Below are 17,688 nucleotides of genomic sequence, written 5' to 3' on the forward strand. Positions count from 1 at the left end.
CTCCGGCGACCCGGGTCGCCGGCTACCCGGGTCTCGGGATGTCGGAGGCCGTCTCTCCGGTCTCCATGTCGACCCGCTGACCGGTCGGCGCCCTAACTCCGGGTCGCCGACCGCACGAGGGTGAACACCGCGCCCTCAGGGTCGGTCACGAGGGCGAGCCGCCCCGCCGTGCCTTCGCGCGGCGGGCGTAGGACCTGGCCGCCGAGCTCGACGACCAGGCGGGCGGACGCGTCCACGTCGTCGACCTCGAAGTACGTCATCCAGTGGGCCCCACGGTCCCGCGGCAGCGCCACGCCGACCCCGTGCAGGGAGGCGACCGGACGGCCGTCGAGGTGGAGCGTCAGATAGTCGAAGTCGGCGGAGACGACGGGCTCGGCCTCGTACCCGAAGATCGTCCGGTAGAACTTGCCGACCGAGGACGTCTCGTACGTGAGGAGCTCGTTCCAGACCGGTGTCCCGGCGTGTCCGGCCGTGGCGGTGCCGTGGTGGGCCTCGGCCTGCCAGACGCCGAAGACGGCGCCGGCCGGGTCGGCGCAGATCACCATGCGCCCGGCCTCGCCCGCGTCGAGCGGGCCGACGGCGACCGTGCCGCCGCAGCAGCGGATGCTCTCCGCGGTCTCGTCGGCGTCGTCGGTGGCGAGATACGTCGTCCAGGCGATCGGCAGATGCCGGTCGGGGGGCAGCTGGCCGATGCCGGCCACCTCCCGGCCGTCGAGCAGCGCGCGCACGTAGGGGCCGAGCTGCTGCGGCCCGGGCACGAACTCCCAGCCGAACAGCGCGGCGTAGAACTCCTGCGTCGCGTCAATTCCGTGCACCATCAGGCTCACCCAACAGGGTGTACCGGGTGTGCGCCGAGTCGCCTCGGTCATCGTCACTCTCTCCTCGCCCAGTGGCCGTACGAGGTGGGGGCCGGCAGTGCGTACGGGGGCGCCCCGGCGGGTCCTGCCCGCCGTCCGCCCCTCCTACACCTGCACCGGTCGTACGCTCCGTGCTGATCGTTGCACCGCGTCGGGGGCCGCGCGCCCCGGAGGAATCCTGGAGTGGTCCGATTTCAGCGTGCGGGCTGAGCGAGGATGGCCCTATGAAGCCCATCATCTCCGCAAGCGAACTCGTGAGCGAATCGACCGGTGCGAGGCCGCCGGTCGTCCTGGACGTCCGCTGGACCCTCGGCGGGCCGCCCGGGCGCCCCGAGTACGAGGCCGGGCACCTCCCCGGTGCCGTCTACGTGGACCTCGACACCGAACTCGCGGGCCCGCCAGGGAGCGGGGGGCGGCACCCGCTGCCGGACGTGGCCGCCTTCGGCGCGACGATGCGCCGGGCGGGAGTCTCGGCGGACTCACCGGTCGTCGTCTACGACGGAGGCCTGGGCTGGGGCGCGGCGCGCGCCTGGTGGCTGCTGCGCTGGGCGGGCCACACGGACGTCCGGGTCCTCGACGGCGGGCTGGCGGCGTGGACGGGGGAGCTGTCCAAGGACGTCCCGGCCCCGGAGCCGGGTGACTTCGAACCGCGCCCGGGCGGCCTGGGTCTCCTGGACGCGGACGCGGCGGCGAGTTGGGCCCGTTCGGGACTCCTGCTCGACGCGCGGGCCGCGGAGCGCTACCGGGGGGACGTGGAGCCCATCGACCGGGTCGGCGGCCACATCCCGGGCGCGGTCTCCGCCCCGACGACGGAGAACGTCGGCCCGGACGGCCTCTTCCTGCCCGCCGAGGCGCTCGCGGCCCGCTTCTCCGCGCTGGGCGCGGCGGACGGCGCGGACGTGGCCGTCTACTGCGGCTCGGGCGTCTCCGGGGCCCACGAGGTGCTCGCGCTGGAGATCGCCGGGATCCCGGCCGCCCTCTACGCCGGCTCCTGGTCCGACTGGTCCGCAGACCCCACCCGCCCCGTAGCCACCGGCCCCGACCCCCAGTAGCCCCGGCCCTGCGGGGCGAGTCCGCCTCCGGTCCTGTCCGCCGCCCCCCGCCCCCCCCGAGGCGGCCACTCCTTCCACCGGGGCGTTGCCCCCACCCTGTCGCCGCCCGCTCCTTCGTGGGTGCTCCATCCGCTGGGGCGGTGCCCCCACTCCGCCCGTTGTGGGCCGCCGCCACCCCGTTGTGGGCAGTCGTTCCGCTGGGGCGGAACGGGTGGGCACAACGGAACATCGCGCCTTGCCGCGCCTAGGCTTCCGCGCCTTGACGCCCGCCTGGAGGGCGCGGCGTCGTGAGGGGTGGGCGTAGGTACAGGGAGCGGACGCGCCGCCAGGCGCGGTCCCGTGTGCCCACCCGTCCCGCCCTGGGCCCCCGGACGAAGTCTGGGGGAGGGACGATTGCCCACACGGGGGTGGGCGACTGGGCAACAGGCGGAACGTGCCCCCGAGGCGGACCCGGTACGGCGAAGGGCCCGCGCAGAACCAGGTACGGCGCAAGGCGGTGAGGCTGGGTACGGCGAAGGCCCGCGCGGACCCAGTACGGCGAAGGGCCCGCGCAGAACCAGGTACGGCGAAGGCCGGCGCGGGGCCGGGTGTGGTGAGGGCCCGTGCGGGGCCAGGTACGGCGACAGGCCCGCGTGGGGCCGGTACGGCCATGGGCCCGCGCGGGGCCACGGGCGGTGAAAGGGGCGGGTGTGGCGGAAGGCCCGCGCCGGGTGGCGCGGGCCTTCCGTGAAAGGTCAGTCCTGCTTCTTGCGGCGGGTGCCGAAGACGATCTCGTCCCAGCTCGGAACCGCCGCCCGCCGCCCCGGCCGCACCCCGTCCGCCTCGGCCTGCCGGTCCGTGGTGCCGATGAGCCGGTCGCGGTGACCCGAGACCGCACGGGGCATGAGCACGTCCGCGTAGGCCGAGCCGGCCCCCGCGGAGGCCGCCGGAGCCGGAGGCTCCTCGGCCTCGACCTCGTCGGAGGGTTCCGTGTCGGACGGCTCGGGGACGACCATGTCGCCCCGGAAGCTCGGCACCGCCTCCAGGAGGCTGGTCAGCGAGTCCCGCTCCTCCTCCGGCTCCGGCACCGGAGTCGGCCGCTCGATCTGACGGTCGAGCGCACGGTCCAGCGGCCGGTCCCGGGGCAGCCGGGCGATCCGCGGCACGAAGGGGAAGCTCGGCTCCGGGACGGCGGCCAGCGTGTCGTCGGTCTCGCCGATCAGCGCCCGCGCCTCGTCGTCGACGGCCTGGACGAGCCGCCGGGGCGGGTCGTACGTCCAGCTCGCCGTGTGCACCTCGCCCGCGACGCGGTAGACGAGCAGCACCTCCCACGTGCCGTCGTCACGCCGCCAGGAGTCCCACTGCACGGTGTCCTTCTCGGCGCCGCGCAGCAGCAGCCGCTCCTGGACCGCCTCGCCGAGCTGGGGGCCGGTGTTCTCACCGGGCCGGCGCACGGGGGTCTTGCGGGCCCGCTCCGCCATGAAGGCGCGCTCGGCGAGTACGGGGCCCTCGAAGCGCCGTACCCGGTCGACGGGGATGCCGGCGAGCTGCGCGACCTCCTCCGCGGACGCGCCCGCACGTATCCGTGCCTGGATGTCGCGGGGGCGGAGGTGGCTCTCCACCTCGATCTCGATCTGCCCGAGCCGCGCGCGGTCGTTGCGCACCGCGGCCCGCAGGCGCTCGTCGATCGGAAGCGTGTACTCCGTGCTGTCAGCAGCCTTCAGCACCAGTCGTGTGCCGTCGTTCGAGACGGCCACGACACGCAGTTCGGGCATGGGAACCTCCCGGGTGGTGCCTGCCGACGTCACGTGCGTCGCTGCTTCCGCTAGTCGAGTGTGGCCTGCCCGGGTGCAGCCTGCCACAACCCTGCCGAGTTGCCCGGCGTGTCGGGCATGGACCCTGGAGCGCCGTTATGGCACGGTTACCTGATTGCGACGCAGAGTGACAGGCCGTCACGCTGTGTCGCGGTGCCCGTGCGGTGCCGTGGCGCCGCCGGTTCGAGTGCCACCTTCGGCCCCCTTCCGTCGATTCCGGACACCCGTGAGGGAATCCGGACCCAGGGCTCGCCACAGTACTCCATTCGGGCCACCTGGGTGGACCGCCGCGCCGCCCAACTTCTCGGGAGGTTCGGGAGTTGAGTCTCCGCCCTCCGTTCCCCGGCGTGTCCCTCTTCACAGAAACGCCAGAAACGGAACTAATCCCTTCGCCCATTTGTCCCTTGTGGGTGCATGGTGGAACAGATGAACAAGCAGGGGTCGGAGATGCATCACACGCCGGAAACCGGCACCGAGGAGCGGAAAACCGGCGCAAAGGAGCACGAAAACCAGAAGAAACGCTTCGACCTGAGCGTGCCTCAGGTCGCGGGCAGCGCCCTCGCCGCCGTCCTCGCCGCCAAACTCGCCTCCACCCTCGGGGTCTACGGCACCATCCTGGGCGCCGGTGTGATCAGCGTCATCGCCACCTGCGGCGGTCCGCTCCTCCAGCACCTCTTCAAGCGCACCGGCGAGCAGATGCGCGAGGCCGCCACCGTCCAGGCCAGGCCGAAGGCCCGTCAGCTGCCCGTGCCGGCCGGAGGCGTTCCCGGCGAGGAGTTCGGTGCGCCCACCACCCACGGCACCCGGGTCCGCGGCTGGAAACGCCCCGTCCTCGGCGCCGCCGTGGTCTTCCTGCTCGCGATGGGCGGCATCACCGCGTACGAGCTGAGCTCCGGTCAGGACCTCGGCGGTACCCAGGGCTCCACCACCTTCGGCTCCGCCGTCCGCGGCGGCGCCCACGGCGAGGACAAGGGCGAGGAGCGGCCGGCCGAGGGCGTCACCCCCGGCGTCACGCCGAGCACCGGCGACGGGTCCGCCGACGGGCGGGGAACGGCCCCCACTCCGGACAGCACCCCCGGGACCGGCTCGGCCACCCCCGACGGCACCCCGACCCCGACCCCGACCCCGACGCCCACGCCGACGCCCACGCCGTCCGTCTCCACCGAGCCCCCCGACGGCGGCACGACCCCGCCCCCCACGGCGCCGCCGGCCACTCCGCCGGCCACCGCCCCCGACGGCGCGCGGGGGACGGCGACCGAGTGACCGTCAGTCGCCCAGCACCCGGCGCAGGTAGTCGTTGGCGAAGCGCCGGTCCGGGTCGAGCCGGTCCCGCAGCTCGACGAACTCGCCGAACCGCGGATAGACCTTCTCGAAGTAGGCCGCGTCCCTGGTGTGCACCTTCCCCCAGTGCGGCCGGCCGCCGTGCTCGGTCATGATGCGCTCCACCGCGGTGAAGTACGCCTGGTGGGGCGTGCCCTTGTACAGGTGCACCGCGATGTAGGCGGACTCCCGGTCCGAGGCCGTGGACAGCGCGATGTCGTCGGCGGGCGCCGTCCGCACCTCCACCGGGAAGCTCACCTTCAGGGGCGAGCGCTCGATCATCGCCTTCAGCTCGCGCAGCGCCGGCACCGCCGCCTCACGGGGCAGCGCGTACTCCATCTCCAGGAAGCGCACCCGGCGCGGCGAGGTGTACACCTTGTACGGGATGTCCGTGTACGTCCGGGCCGACAGGGCACGGCTGGAGATCTTGGCGATCGACGGGATGACCGGCGGCACGGCCCGGCCCAGCGAACAGGCCAGGTGGAAGACGCCGTTGGACAGCAGCTCGTCCTCGAGCCAGCCGCTCAGCCTCCCGGGCGGGGCCGCCGGGCCCGCGCTGCGGTTGTTGCGCTTGGTGTTGCAGTTGTCCGTGTGCGGGAACCAGTAGAACTCGAAGTGCTCGTTCTCCGCGTGCAGCTCGTCGAACTCCGCGGTCACCCGGTCGAAGGACATCGGCTCCTCGCGCGCGGTGAGCAGGAAGATCGGCTCCACGGCGAAGGTGATGGCGGTGATCACGCCGAGCGCGCCCAGGCCGATCCTGGCGGCGGCGAAGACCTCCGGGTGCTCCGTCCTGGAGCAGGTCATCAGGCTCCCGTCGGCCGTGACCAGTTCCAGCTCGCGGATCTGCGCGGCGATGGAGGCCGACTCACGGCCGGTGCCGTGCGTGCCCGTGGAGGTCGCCCCGGCGACCGTCTGCTCCATGATGTCGCCCATGTTCGTGAGCGACAGGCCCTCCCGGGCCAGCGCCACGTTGAGCCGCTTCAGCGGCGTACCGGACTCCACCGTGACGGTCATCGCCTCACGGTCGATCCTGCGGATGCCCGTGAGCAGTCCGGGCCGGACGAGCACGCCGTCCGTGGCCGCGATCGAGGTGAAGGAGTGGCCGGTGCCGACCGTCTTCACCCGCAGCCCGTCCTCGGCGGCCCTGCGCACGGCGTCGGCGAGCTCCTCGGCCGAGGCCGGGCTCACCTCCCGAACCGGGCGGGAGGTGACGTTCCCCGCCCAGTTACGCCATGTGCCGCTCGCCGTCCCGGTGCTCCCCGACCCCTGCGTCGTCTGCGCCCTCGGCGTCCTGCTCACGCTGCCCCTCCCGCGTCGGCACCGGCCTGCGCAGCCGGCGGAAGCCGAGGAGTGCCACCACGACCGCGAGCGCGCCCGAGACCACGGGCACCACGTACGCCGCCTCCGCCCCGGACGCGTCGACCACCCAGCCGGCGGCCGAGGAGCCGAGCGCCACACCGATCGCGAGCCCGGTCCCTGTCCAGGTCATGCCCTCGGTGAGCTTGGTGCGCGGTACGTGCGCTTCGACGAGGGCCATCGTGGTCACCATCGTCGGTGCGATGGAGAGGCCCGCGACAAAGAGCGCCACGGCCAGCAACGGCAAGTTCCCGGCCAGTAGGAGGGGGATCATACTCACGGCCATCGCGCAGACGCCCAAGAGCCACCTCAGCGACGGCTCGCCCTTGAGATGGAGCAGGCCGAAGACCGCGCCGGCCAGGCAGGAGCCCAGCGCGTAGACGGCCAGAACCAGACTTGCGGCGGCCTTGTGACCCTGCTCCTCGGCGAACGCGACCGTCACCACGTCCACCGAACCGAAGACGGCGCCGGTGGCGACGAAGGCCAGCGCGAGCACCTGCAGACCGGGGGAGCGCAGCGCGGATCCGCCGGTGTGCGCCTCGCGCGGGTGCGGAGCGGGCTCGGTGGCACGCTGCGCGGTCAGCCAGAAGACGCCGATGGCGAGGAAGACACCGGCGAGCAGCGGACCGGCCTCCGGGAACCAGATGGTCGACAGGCCGATGGAGACGATCGGGCCGAAGATGAAGCACACCTCGTCGACGATCGACTCCCACGAGTACGCCGTGTGCAGCCGCCGCGCCTCGCCCCGGTAGATGTCCGCCCACCGGGCGCGGGTCATCGCGCCCACGCTCGGCACGCAGCCGACGAAGGCCGTGAACACGAACAGCGTCCAGTCCGGAGCCCCGAACTTCACGCACAGCAGGAGCCCCGCGCCCGCCGCGAGCGAGACCAGGGTCGCCGGGCGCAGCACCCGCCGCTGCCCGTGCCGGTCGACCAGGCGCGAGATCTGCGGGCCGAGCGCCGCGGCGGACATCGCGAGCGTGGCCGAGAGCGCGCCGGCGAGCCCGTACCGCCCGGTGACCTGGGAGATCATGGTCACGATGCCGATGCCCATCATGGACAGCGGCAGCCGGCCGACGAAGCCGGCGATCGAGAAGGCTCTGGTGCCGGGCGCTGTGAAGATCGCGCGGTAGGGACTGGGCAAGGGGATCTCCGGGCTCGGGCAGGGCGTGCGGACGCGCACGGGCGGGGCGGGCGCGCTCAACACGTGTAATTAATAGCTAAAGCCTACGGCTTTGAAGTGGTTCGGTCACTCGTTTTTTTCGGTCGGCCCCCGCCCGGGGACGTCCCCCGGCCCTCGCCGCCGCGGGCGGGGGAAGGGTGGGAGGATCATTGCCATGTCCGACGAGCTCGATCCCGCCCCGTACGACGCCCTGCTGCTGCTCTCCTTCGGTGGCCCCGAGGGCCCGGACGACGTGGTCCCGTTCCTGGAGAACGTGACCCGCGGCCGAGGCATCCCCAAGGAGCGGCTGAAAGAGGTGGGCCGGCACTACTTCCTCTTCGGCGGCGTCAGTCCCATCAACGACCAGAACCGCGCCCTGCTCGCCGCCCTGCGCGCGGACTTCGCCGCCGAAGGCCTCGACCTGCCGGTCTACTGGGGCAACCGGAACTGGGCGCCGTACCTCACCGACACCCTGCGCGAGATGATCACCGACGGGCGGCGCCACATCGCCGTCCTCGCGACCAGCGCCTACGCCTCGTACTCCGGCTGCCGCCAGTACCGCGAGAACCTCGCCGACTCCCTCGCCGAGCTGGAAGCGGAGGGGCTGCCGCTGCCCCGGGTCGACAAGCTCCGGCACTACTTCAACCACCCCGGCTTCGTCCGCCCCATGGTCGAGGGCGTCCTCGCCTCGCTCGACGAGCTCGACCCGGCCGTACGCGACGGGGCCCACCTCGCCTTCACCACCCACTCCATCCCCGACTCCGCCGCCGACACCTCGGGCCCCGTCACCGAACACGGCGAAGGCGGCGCCTACGTGAAGCAGCACCTCGACGTAGCCCGGCTGATCGTGGACGCGGTCCGCGAGGAGACCGGCGTCGAGCACCCCTGGCAGCTCGTCTACCAGTCCCGCAGCGGCGCCCCCCACATCCCGTGGCTGGAGCCGGACATCTGCGACCACCTGGAGGAGCTACACGGCGCCGGCGCCCCCGCCGTCGTCATGGTGCCGATCGGCTTCGTCTCGGACCACATGGAGGTCCTCTACGACCTCGACACCGAGGCCACCGCCAAGGCCGCCGAGCTGGGACTCCCGGTACGGCGCTCGGCCACCGTCGGGGCCGACCCGCGGTTCGCCGCGGCCGTGCGCGAGCTCGTCCTGGAGCGGGCCGCGAACGAGCGCGGGGAGCGCGCCGAGCGCTGCGCCCTCGGCGCGCTCGGACCCTCCCACGACCTCTGCCCGATCGGCTGCTGCCCCGCCCGGGCCGAGCGGCCGGCGGCGGCCGGCGCCGACAGCCCGTACGCCTAAGGAGACCGCCCCCGTGACCGACCCCCTGCTCCCCGAACTCCTCGACCTGGCCCTGGAGGCCGGCCGCCGGGCCGGAGCCCTGCTGCGCGACGGGCGCCCGGACGACCTGGCGGTGGCCAGGACCAAGACGAGCGCCATCGACGTGGTCACCGAGATGGACATCGCCGCCGAGAAGCTGATCACCGGCTTCCTCGCCGAGCACCGCCCCCAGGACGGCTTCCTCGGCGAGGAGGGCGCCTCCAGCGCCGGCACCAGCGGGATCCGCTGGGTCGTCGACCCCCTGGACGGCACCGTGAACTACCTCTACGGCCTGCCGACCTGGTCCGTGTCCATCGCCGCCGAGCGGGACGGCGAGACCGTCGTCGGCGTCGTCGAGGTCCCGCTGCGCGGCGAGACCTTCCACGCCGTCCTCGGCGGCGGCGCGTGGCTGGGCGACCGGCGCCTGGCCGTCCGCCCCTCCCCGGCGCTCGACCAGGCCCTCGTCGCCACCGGCTTCGGCTACCTCCAGGCCCGCCGCGCGCACCAGGCGGACGTCGCCCAGCGCCTCCTCCCGCGCGTCCGCGACATCCGCCGCGGCGGCTCCGCCGCCATCGACCTCTGCGACGTCGCCGCCGGCCGCCTCGACGCCTACTACGAGCGTGGCCTCAACCCCTGGGACCTCGCGGCGGGCGACCTGATCGCCCGCGAGGCGGGCGCCCGCACCGGCGGCCGCCCCGGCGCCCCGGCGTCGGGCGACCTGGTCCTGGCGGCCTCCCCGGGCCTCTTCGGCACCCTGCAGGACTTCCTGGAGGAGTCCGGCGCCTGGCACGACTGAGCGGCGGCGCCCGGCACGGCGGAGCACCGGCGCCCGGCACGGCTGAGCACCGGCGCGCCTCCCGCAGCGGCGGGGCCGGCACGACCGGGTCAGGCCGGACGACCGGGTCAGGCCGGACGACCGGGTCAGGCCGGACGACCGGGTCGGGCTGGTCGACCGGGTCGGGCCGGACGCGACATGGGTGGGCCCCCGGAGTCGGTGACTCCGGGGGCCCACCCATGTCGCGGGGTCAGGCGCAGGCCGCGCCGACCTCCACGCCGTGTTCGGCGGCCAGGCGGTGCAGGTCGTCCAGCTCGGCCTGCTCGACGTCCGCGAGGAAGTCGTCGCCCGCCTCACGAGCGCGCGTGAGGTCGGACTGCGTGGTCCTGATGCGGTGCAGCAGTCCTGCGGTGAAAGCGTCCATCGTGCGCCCCCTCGTGGTGGGTCGGTGGCACGGGGAGTGCCGGGGGTGGGTGGACCACGCACCGCTACCTCTGGGGGACAGAGAGCGGTAGGTGGCGTGCCACCTACAGGGCGTGATCGCGGGGTGTGAAGTCGTCCTCCCCAGCCCTTTCCTCACAGAAACCTCAACTGGCCGGTGGATCAGGTGAATTCTTCCGGCCCCACTCCACCGGCCCCCTCCCGCCCACCTCCCCGCCGCCCTGCGCACACCCGTCTTACAGCCGGTTTACGCGCGTTCGGGGCAGGATGGACACGCACAGTCAGTGCGCAGAACCGCCCCGTCCACCAGCGGGACCAGGGCGCCAGGAAAGGACTTACAGACGTGCGCGTACTCGTCGTCGAGGACGAGCAGCTGCTCGCGGATGCGGTGGCCACCGGCCTGCGCCGGGAGGCCATGGCCGTCGACGTCGTGTACGACGGCGCCGCCGCCCTGGAGCGGGTCGGGGTCAACGACTACGACGTCGTCGTCCTCGACCGGGACCTCCCCCTGGTCCACGGCGACGACGTCTGCCGCAAGATCGTCGAGCTCGGCATGCCCACCCGCGTCCTGATGCTCACCGCCTCCGGAGACGTCAGCGACCGCGTCGAGGGCCTGGAGCTGGGCGCCGACGACTACCTGCCCAAGCCCTTCGCGTTCAGCGAGCTCACCGCCCGCGTGCGCGCCCTCGGCCGCCGCACCACCGTCCCGCTCCCGCCCGTCCTGGAGCGCGCCGGCATCAAGCTCGACCCCAACCGCCGCGAGGTCTTCCGCGACGGCAAGGAGGTCCAGCTGGCCCCCAAGGAGTTCGCGGTCCTGGAGGTCCTCATGCGCAGCGAGGGCGCCGTCGTCTCGGCCGAGCAGCTGCTGGAGAAGGCCTGGGACGAGAACACCGACCCGTTCACCAACGTCGTACGGGTCACCGTGATGACCCTGCGCCGCAAGCTGGGCGAGCCCCCGGTCATCGTCACGGTCCCCGGCTCGGGATACCGGATCTGACCCGATGCCCCAGACCCCGGCGCCCCCGCACGCGCCTCCCAAGCCGACCTGGGACCCCAGGGACCCGGTCCGCCCGCTGCTGCGTCCGACCATCCGGATAAGACTGACCCTGCTCTACGGCGGCATGTTCCTGATCGCCGGCATCCTGCTGCTGGCGATCATCTACCTGTTCACCGCGCAGGCCCTGCGGGACAGCACCAGCGAGCTTCCCTTCAAGGTGGTCACCGGCACCGTCACCGCCACCACGGACTGGTGCCGGCTGCCCGACAAGTCCACCGGCGAGCAGCTCAACAACGCCGTCTCCATGTGCCTGCGGCACCAGAGCGACCTCGCCCTGGACGACCTGCTGCGCCGGTCCCTGTTCGCCCTGCTCGGCCTGAGCATCATCGCCTTCGCCTTCGGCTACGCGATGGCCGGCCGGGTGCTCTCCCCGCTCGGCCGGATCACCCGGACCGCCCGCCAGGTGGCCGGATCAGATCTGTCCCGGCGGATCGAGCTCGACGGGCCCGACGACGAGTTCAAGGAGCTCGCCGACACCTTCGACGACATGCTGGGACGCCTGGAGCGGGCCTTCAGCGCCCAGCAGCGCTTCGTCGCCAACGCCTCGCACGAGCTGCGCACGCCGCTCGCGATCAACCGCACGCTCCTCGAGGTCCAGCTCTCGGACCCCGGGGCGCCGGTGGAGCTCCAGCAGCTCGGCAAGACCCTGCTCGCCACCAACGAACGCAGCGAGCAGCTGGTCGAGGGCCTGCTGCTGCTGGCCCGCAGCGACAACGAGATCGTCGAACGCAAGCCGGTCGACCTCGCCGAGGTCGCCTCGCGGGCCGTGGACCAGGTGCACGCCGAGGCCGAGGCGAAGGGCGTGGAGTTCCGGGGTGAACGCGCCCCGGCCGTCGTCCAGGGCAACGGCGTCCTGCTGGAACGGATCGCCCTCAACCTGGTGCAGAACGCCGTCCGGTACAACGTTCCGGAGGACGGCTGGGTCGAGGTCACCACCGAGAGCGGGGACGGGCAGGCGGTCCTGGAGGTCTCGAACACCGGTCCCGTGGTCCCCGCGTATGAGATCGACAACATCTTCGAGCCATTCCGGCGCCTCCGGCAGGACCGCACCGGCAGCGACAAGGGGGTGGGCCTCGGCCTGTCGATCGCGCGCTCCGTCGCGCGCGCCCACGGCGGCCGTATCATCGCGGAGCCCCGCGAGGGCGGTGGCCTCGTGATGCGTGTCACCCTCCCGATCTGACACACTGCACGTGCCGACCGGATTTGTTCGCTTTGGGCGGAATTTCTGGTTCTCATTTCTGAGACGGTCCTGTGTGATCGATCACAGGAATGGGTGTCCGGCCCTCCACTCTCCGTGATCGCGAATTCCCTCGGAAAACCCGGAAAAGTCCGGGTTTCCGGGGGTCCGAATGACGGGAAGTACACGGGGTGGCACCCGTGAAGGAGGGCCTGCGGACCGTGTACGGTCCGCTTCGCCACCCAAAGCCGGTCACTCGTGAGAGGGCGGATTGGGTGTCGATTGAGTAACAGACCTTGATGTGAGGCAAAATCTCCGCCTCGGGTCGGGCACAAGTCCGGCCTCTCACGCGTTACGTGCGCTGGAGACACCGCAAACCACCCAGAGGGGGAGAGCGACATGGCAACGGATTACGACACCCCACGCAAGACCGACGACGACGTCGACTCGGACAGCCTTGAAGAACTGAAGGCCCGCCGGAACGACAAGTCGACCTCGACCGTCGACGTCGACGAGTTCGAGGCCGCCGAGGGCCTGGAGCTCCCGGGAGCCGACCTCTCGAACGAGGAGCTGGCCGTCCGGGTCCTGCCCAAGCAGGCGGACGAGTTCACCTGCATGAGCTGCTTCCTCGTGCACCACCGCAGCCAGCTGGCTCGGGAGAAGAACGGCCAGCCGATCTGCCGCGACTGCGACTGAGATCGAGTGGCCGTGGCAGGCGACACACCGTCTCGGAAGCGGCGGCTCCGGCTCTTCGGGAGGTCGGAGACGTACCAGGGCGGCTCGGGCTCGGCAGAGGGCGTCGACGACGCCCCCTCCGCCGTGCACTCCGCCCCCCTGCCCACACCTGGCGCACGTGACGACGAGCGAGGCCGAGCGGCCTCGCTCGAAGCAGTCGACACGCCGCACGGGGCCCACCCCGGCCCCACCCCGGAGCAGGACGACACCCCCGAGGGCAAACCCAAGGGCGGCGTCCTGCGGCGCGTGGCCAACCCCGCACGCGTACAGCTCGACCGCATCAAGCTCGACAACGCCCGCATCGAAGCCGTACGGCGCGGAGTCAAGCGCGGCGGACAGGGCGCCAAGGCTGGCATCGGCTACCTCGTGGACCGCGTCATCGAGATCGCCCCACGCGTGCCCGTACGGGACCTCGCCACCCTGCGCCGGCAGTTCCCCGGGCTCGGCCCCGACGAGATCGCCGACAAGCTCGTCAACGGCGCGGCCAACGCCAGCGCCACCGTCGGCGCCGGCATCGGAGCCGCCGCCATGCTGCCCGTACCGCCCGCGATGCCCGCCGAACTCGCGGCCGAGATCACCGGCGTCGCCGCCGTCGAGATCAAGCTCATCGCCGAGCTCCACGAGATCTACGGCCTGCGACCGCCCGGCACGCTCACCCAGCGCTCGACCGCGTACCTGACCTCCTGGGCGGAGGAGCGCGGCATCGACCCCACCAAGCCCACCACGGTCAACGCGGCCCTCGGCGGCCAGCTCAAGCGCGAACTGCGCCAGCAGATCACCAAGCGCATGGTGCGCAACCTGCCGAACCTCACCCCGTTCATGGTCGGCGCCGCCGTCGGAGCCGTGATGAACCGGCGCGACACCAAGAAACTCGCCACACACGTCCGCAAGGACCTGCGCGCCCGCCAGATCCCGTGGGACGCCCTCCCGGACCTGCCGCCGCTGGAACAGCCGGAGAACCCCAAGGAGATCGACTTCTAGCCCGTCGGTCCCCCCGGGCCTCTCCGAGGGCCCCAGGCGCCTCTCACGGGGCGCCTAACGCCCTTCCCGAGGCGCCTACCGCCCTGCACGGGGCGCCTACCGCCCTTCCCGAGGCGTCCATGCGCCTGCCGCGGGGCGCCTACCCCCTCCCGGGGCGCTTGCCGCGCTTCACCAGGCACATCGGAAGCCGCCGACTACCGGACCTCGGCGCGAGCCTTCTCCAGGGCCTTCGCCAGCCCCTCCGGGTCCCGGCTCGACAGGTAGACGTACGGCGTCGGATCCGCCGGGTCCGTCACCTCGACCCGCACCGCCGTCGGCACATAGCTGCGCATCACCATGAAGGCGCGCGGATCGGCCCTGTACGAGCGCCAGGCGCGCGCCTCCTCCACGTCCAGCACCTCCGGGGCTCCCAGCGCCGACACCGGAATCCGCGCGTCCCCCGCCACCAGCGAACCCGCCACCACCCGGACCCGGGCGGAGCCGTACGAGGACACCGCCACCGCCGCCAGCGCCGCCGCCGCGATCACACCGACCAGCGTCGGCACCGTGCCCAGCGGAAACATCACCAGACCGCCGGACAGACCCAGCAACACCACGATCACCCACCACGAGGCGGGCGCGGTGAGGCGCTCGTCGAAGCTCGGCGCGGCGGGCTGTGCGGAAGACGATGCGGAAGGCTGCATGCGTCCAAGCTTGGCACGGCGCGACCAGCGCCCGGCCGCGCGGGTAAGGTCTGCGCCTGTGACTGGAACATCTCCCGCTCTCACCCCGCCGGCCGACGCCATACCGCCGGTACGCCACCCGGACGCGCCCGCTCCCGGCGAGCTGCTCGGAGCGCACTACGAGTACTGCTTCGGGTGCGGCGGCGGGCAGCCCCACGGGCTGCACCTGGAGGCGCGCGCGGGCGAGGGCGTGACCGTCACCGCCGAGTTCACCGTGACCCCCGACCACCAGGGCGCCCCCGGCCTCGCACACGGCGGCGTCCTCGCCACCGCGCTCGACGAGACGCTCGGCTCCCTGAACTGGCTCCTCCGGGTCATCGCCGTGACCGGCCGCCTGGAGACCGACTTCGCCCGGCCCGTGCCGGTCGGCACCGTGCTCCACCTGCAGGCCGAGGTCACCGCCGTGCACGGCCGCAAGATCTACTCGACCGCCGTCGGCCGGATCGGCGGGCCCGAAGGCCCCGTCGCCGTCCGCGCCGACGCCCTCTTCATCGAGGTCAAGGTCGACCACTTCATCGACAACGGGCGCCCGGAGGAGATCCAGGCCGCCATGTCCGACCCCGACCAGGTCAGGCGCGCCCGCGCCTTCGAGGTGAACCCCTGATGCGCAATCCCGTCGACGTACTCATCCGCCGCCTGGACCCGGACGTGCCGATCCCGGCCTACGGGCACCCCGGCGACGCGGGCGCCGATCTGGTGACCACCGAGGCCGCCGAGCTCGCCCCCGGCGAGCGGGCCGTCCTGCCCACCGGCGTCTCCATCGCCCTCCCCGACGGCTACGCCGCCTTCGTTCACCCGCGCTCCGGTCTCGCCGCCCGCTGCGGCGTGGCACTCGTGAATGCCCCGGGGACGGTCGATGCCGGGTACCGTGGAGAGATCAAGGTGATCGTGGTCAATCTGGACCCGCGCGAAAGCGTGCGGTTCGAACGATTCGACCGGATCGCCCAGCTGGTCGTCCAGCAGGTCGAGAAGGTGCGCTTCCACGAGGTCGCGGAGCTTCCCGGCTCCGCGCGGGCCGAGGGGGGCTTCGGGTCCACCGGCGGTCATGCCGCCGTGGACGCGACTACGGGTGGGAATCGATACGCTTCGGTCGTATCCGACCGGGAAGGACAGTGACGTGTTCGGACGTCGCAAGAAGAGCGGTGCCGCCGAGGACGCGGCGGGCGAGGCCGAGCAGGTCGTCGACGCAGTGGACTCCGAGGACGCGGCCACGCCGCGCCGGGTGAACCTTCCGCCGGCGCCCCGGCCCGACGGGCCCTGGGACATCTCCGAGGTCAGCGCGCCCGAGGAGGGCCGAGTGGACCTCGGCGGCATCTTCGTGCCCGGCGTCGAGGGCATGGAGCTGCGCGTCGAGGTGGCGGGCGACGCGATCGTCGCGGCCACCGTCGTACTGCACGACAGCGCCGTACAGCTCCAGGCCTTCGCCGCGCCGAAGAAGGAAGGCATCTGGGGCGAGGTCCGCGACGAGATCGCGGAGGGCATCACCCAGCAGGGCGGTGTCATCGAGGAGGTCGAGGGCCCCCTCGGCTGGGAGCTGCGGGCCCAGGTCCCCGTGCAGCTGCCCGACGGCAACCGGGGCGTACAGCTCGTACGCTTCGTCGGCGTCGACGGCCCCCGCTGGTTCCTGCGCGGCGTGATCTCCGGGCAGGGCGCGGTCCAGCCCGAGGCCGCCGGCCTGCTGGAGCAGATCGTCCGCGACACCGTGGTCGTCCGCGGCGAGGGCCCGATGGCCCCGCGCGACCCCATCGTCCTCAAGCTGCCCAACGACGCCCAGATGGTGCCGGACGGCGTGCAGCAGGACGACCAGACCGGCTCCCGCTTCTCCGGCGGCATGGGCCAGCTCCAGCGCGGTCCGGAGATCTCCGAGATCCGCTGACCGCATGACCAGGCCCGGTGGGCCGCTCCCGCCCGGGAGCGGCCCACCGGGCTTTTCCCACCCCCACCACCCCCCACCACACCCACCCCTCCCCGGTTATCCACAGGCCTGGCACCGGCTGCCCCCCTGTGCCCATACTGGCGGCGCACACGATCGCACCAGGGGGGTAGCACGGTGAGTGAGAGCAACACGCGGGCCGGCACGGCCGTCGTCGAGGACCCGGCCGTCGCGCCCATGGTCCGCGTGGAGAACCTGCACCGGTCGTACGGGACGGGCGCCGCCGCCGTCCACGCCCTGCGCGGGGTCTCCTTCGACATCCCACGCGGCGAACTGGTCGCCCTCAAGGGCCGCTCCGGCTCCGGCAAGACCACCCTGCTCAACCTCGTCGGCGGCCTCGACACCGCCGACCAGGGCCGCATCGTCATCGACGGCACCGACCTCGCCGACCTCGGCGAGGAAGGACTCCTGGAGCTGCGCCGCGACCGGATCGGCTTCATCTTCCAGTCCTTCGGCCTCATACCGATCCTCACCGCCGCCGAGAACGTCGGCGTGCCCCTGCGCCTGCGCAAGGCCGACCCGAAGGAGCGCGAGGAGCGCGTCGCCCTCCTGCTCGCCCTGGTGGGCCTCGCCGACCACACCGCCCAGCGCCCCGGCGAGCTCTCCGGCGGCCAGCAGCAGCGCGTCGCCATCGCCCGCGCCCTCGCCAACCGACCCGCGCTCCTCATAGCCGACGAGCCGACCGGCCAGCTGGACGCGGAGACCGGCCTCGCGGTCATGGAGCTCCTTCGCGCCGTCGTCCGCAGCGAGGGCTGCACGGCCCTCGTCGCCACCCACGACTCCCAGCTCCTGGGCCTGGCGGACCGCGTTCTGGAGCTGAGCGACGGGGAGATCATCGAGCACTGAAGGTGCGCTGGGCGGGAGCGGGACGCCGGGGTGCGCGCTGGGTGGAGCAGTCCTGCCGTGGCGCCGGGGGCGGGGAGCACTGGAGGTGGGGAGGGGGAGGGAGGGGGGAGGGAGGGGGGAGGGGGCCCCGGAGGGCATCAGAATCACGTCAATACGCGCT

General features: G+C 72.8%; 18 protein-coding genes. 12 read left to right on the forward strand and 6 right to left on the reverse strand.

The features are described from left to right. Positions 1-92: 92 nt before the first annotated feature. Complete coding sequence (locus ACIGXE_RS23390; protein WP_399750372.1) at positions 93-869, reverse strand: VOC family protein; 777 nt, start codon at positions 867-869, stop codon at positions 93-95. A gap of 212 nt (positions 870-1,081) precedes the next feature. Here ACIGXE_RS23390 and ACIGXE_RS23395 point away from each other — a divergent pair, with 212 nt between their 5' ends. Continuing rightward, entirely contained in the window at positions 1,082-1,909 is an 828-nt protein-coding gene (locus ACIGXE_RS23395; RefSeq protein WP_399750374.1) for a sulfurtransferase, read from the forward strand. A 734-nt stretch (positions 1,910-2,643) separates the two neighbouring features. Here ACIGXE_RS23395 and sepH read toward each other — a convergent pair. Next, the gene (gene sepH, locus ACIGXE_RS23400; protein WP_399750376.1) at positions 2,644-3,696 is read right to left on the reverse strand and encodes a septation protein SepH; all 1,053 of its coding nucleotides are present in this window, start codon (positions 3,694-3,696) and stop codon (positions 2,644-2,646) included. A 432-nt stretch (positions 3,697-4,128) separates the two neighbouring features. On the opposite strand from sepH, the gene ACIGXE_RS23405 reads away from it, so the two are divergent. Beyond that, entirely contained in the window at positions 4,129-4,965 is an 837-nt protein-coding gene (locus ACIGXE_RS23405) for a hypothetical protein (protein ID WP_399750378.1), read from the forward strand. Positions 4,966-4,968: 3 nt separating this feature from the next. Here ACIGXE_RS23405 and ACIGXE_RS23410 read toward each other — a convergent pair whose 3' ends face one another. Both ACIGXE_RS23410 and ACIGXE_RS23415 read right to left on the reverse strand, forming a co-directional pair. After that, a complete protein-coding gene (locus ACIGXE_RS23410) occupies positions 4,969-6,321 on the reverse strand; it encodes a D-arabinono-1,4-lactone oxidase (protein WP_399750380.1) in 1,353 nt (450 codons plus the stop codon). Further along, entirely contained in the window at positions 6,248-7,522 is a 1,275-nt protein-coding gene (locus ACIGXE_RS23415) for an MFS transporter (RefSeq protein WP_399750383.1), read from the reverse strand. Before ACIGXE_RS23415 ends, ACIGXE_RS23410 begins: the two co-directional genes overlap by 74 nt. A 193-nt stretch (positions 7,523-7,715) precedes the next feature. On the opposite strand from ACIGXE_RS23415, the gene ACIGXE_RS23420 reads away from it, so the two are divergent. Together ACIGXE_RS23420 and ACIGXE_RS23425 are read left to right on the forward strand one after the other, a co-directional pair. Further along, positions 7,716-8,843 (forward strand): ferrochelatase, encoded by a 1,128-nt coding sequence (locus ACIGXE_RS23420; RefSeq protein ID WP_399750385.1) that lies wholly within the window; start codon positions 7,716-7,718, stop codon positions 8,841-8,843. 13 nt (positions 8,844-8,856) lie between these two features. Beyond that, positions 8,857-9,657, forward strand: coding sequence for an inositol monophosphatase family protein (locus ACIGXE_RS23425; protein ID WP_399750387.1), 801 nt, complete (start codon positions 8,857-8,859; stop codon positions 9,655-9,657). 229 nt (positions 9,658-9,886) lie between these two features. Here ACIGXE_RS23425 and ACIGXE_RS23430 read toward each other — a convergent pair whose 3' ends face one another. Continuing rightward, positions 9,887-10,060, reverse strand: coding sequence for a hypothetical protein (locus ACIGXE_RS23430; protein WP_399750388.1), 174 nt, complete (start codon positions 10,058-10,060; stop codon positions 9,887-9,889). Positions 10,061-10,420: 360 nt separating this feature from the next. Between ACIGXE_RS23430 and ACIGXE_RS23435 the strand changes: the two genes are divergently transcribed. The 4 genes from ACIGXE_RS23435 (at position 10,421) to ACIGXE_RS23450 (ending at position 14,027) form a co-directional block, all read left to right on the forward strand. Further along, complete coding sequence (locus ACIGXE_RS23435) at positions 10,421-11,074, forward strand: response regulator transcription factor (protein ID WP_345485078.1); 654 nt, start codon at positions 10,421-10,423, stop codon at positions 11,072-11,074. A gap of 4 nt (positions 11,075-11,078) precedes the next feature. Then, positions 11,079-12,314 (forward strand): sensor histidine kinase, encoded by a 1,236-nt coding sequence (locus ACIGXE_RS23440; protein ID WP_399750390.1) that lies wholly within the window; start codon positions 11,079-11,081, stop codon positions 12,312-12,314. Positions 12,315-12,710: 396 nt separating this feature from the next. Then, on the forward strand, positions 12,711-13,007 hold the full coding sequence (locus tag ACIGXE_RS23445) for a DUF4193 domain-containing protein (RefSeq protein ID WP_003955561.1): 297 nt from the start codon (positions 12,711-12,713) through the stop codon (positions 13,005-13,007). A 12-nt stretch (positions 13,008-13,019) separates the two neighbouring features. Beyond that, positions 13,020-14,027 carry a hypothetical protein gene (locus ACIGXE_RS23450; protein WP_399750392.1) on the forward strand — a complete coding sequence of 336 codons (1,008 nt, stop codon included), beginning with the start codon at positions 13,020-13,022 and terminating at the stop codon, positions 14,025-14,027. Between the two features lie 194 nt (positions 14,028-14,221). On the opposite strand, the gene ACIGXE_RS23455 is transcribed toward ACIGXE_RS23450, so the two are convergent. Beyond that, positions 14,222-14,710, reverse strand: coding sequence for a DUF3093 domain-containing protein (locus ACIGXE_RS23455; RefSeq protein ID WP_399750395.1), 489 nt, complete (start codon positions 14,708-14,710; stop codon positions 14,222-14,224). Positions 14,711-14,768: 58 nt separating this feature from the next. Between ACIGXE_RS23455 and ACIGXE_RS23460 the strand changes: the two genes are divergently transcribed. From ACIGXE_RS23460 to ACIGXE_RS23475, 4 genes are all read left to right on the forward strand, one after another. Continuing rightward, positions 14,769-15,353, forward strand: a complete 585-nt coding sequence (locus ACIGXE_RS23460; protein ID WP_399750398.1) for a PaaI family thioesterase — start codon at positions 14,769-14,771, stop codon at positions 15,351-15,353. Continuing rightward, positions 15,353-15,865, forward strand: coding sequence for a dUTP diphosphatase (gene dut, locus ACIGXE_RS23465; RefSeq protein WP_399750401.1), 513 nt, complete (start codon positions 15,353-15,355; stop codon positions 15,863-15,865). Before ACIGXE_RS23460 ends, dut begins: the two co-directional genes overlap by 1 nt. Before the next feature lies 1 nt (position 15,866). Continuing rightward, entirely contained in the window at positions 15,867-16,625 is a 759-nt protein-coding gene (locus tag ACIGXE_RS23470) for a DUF3710 domain-containing protein (RefSeq protein ID WP_399750403.1), read from the forward strand. Positions 16,626-16,859: 234 nt separating this feature from the next. Next, positions 16,860-17,528, forward strand: a complete 669-nt coding sequence (locus ACIGXE_RS23475) for an ABC transporter ATP-binding protein (protein WP_399750562.1) — start codon at positions 16,860-16,862, stop codon at positions 17,526-17,528. Positions 17,529-17,688 lie beyond the last annotated feature (160 nt).

The organism is Streptomyces sp. NPDC053431 (assembly GCF_044544925.1).
Lineage (GTDB): Bacteria > Actinomycetota > Actinomycetes > Streptomycetales > Streptomycetaceae > Streptomyces.

Excerpts from the sequence above, each read along its gene's own strand:
- ACIGXE_RS23390 (WP_399750372.1), bottom strand. The coding sequence starts at position 869 with ATGACCGAGGCGACTCGGCGCACACCCGGTACACCCTGTTGGGTGAGC.
- ACIGXE_RS23395 (WP_399750374.1), top strand. The coding sequence starts at position 1,082 with ATGAAGCCCATCATCTCCGCAAGCGAACTCGTGAGCGAATCGACCGGT.
- ACIGXE_RS23405 (WP_399750378.1), top strand. The coding sequence starts at position 4,129 with ATGAACAAGCAGGGGTCGGAGATGCATCACACGCCGGAAACCGGCACC.
- ACIGXE_RS23420 (WP_399750385.1), top strand. The coding sequence starts at position 7,716 with ATGTCCGACGAGCTCGATCCCGCCCCGTACGACGCCCTGCTGCTGCTC.
- ACIGXE_RS23430 (WP_399750388.1), bottom strand. The coding sequence starts at position 10,060 with ATGGACGCTTTCACCGCAGGACTGCTGCACCGCATCAGGACCACGCAG.
- ACIGXE_RS23440 (WP_399750390.1), top strand. The coding sequence starts at position 11,079 with ATGCCCCAGACCCCGGCGCCCCCGCACGCGCCTCCCAAGCCGACCTGG.
- ACIGXE_RS23445 (WP_003955561.1), top strand. The coding sequence starts at position 12,711 with ATGGCAACGGATTACGACACCCCACGCAAGACCGACGACGACGTCGAC.
- ACIGXE_RS23455 (WP_399750395.1), bottom strand. The coding sequence starts at position 14,710 with ATGCAGCCTTCCGCATCGTCTTCCGCACAGCCCGCCGCGCCGAGCTTC.
- dut (WP_399750401.1), top strand. The coding sequence starts at position 15,353 with ATGCGCAATCCCGTCGACGTACTCATCCGCCGCCTGGACCCGGACGTG.
- ACIGXE_RS23475 (WP_399750562.1), top strand. The coding sequence starts at position 16,860 with ATGGTCCGCGTGGAGAACCTGCACCGGTCGTACGGGACGGGCGCCGCC.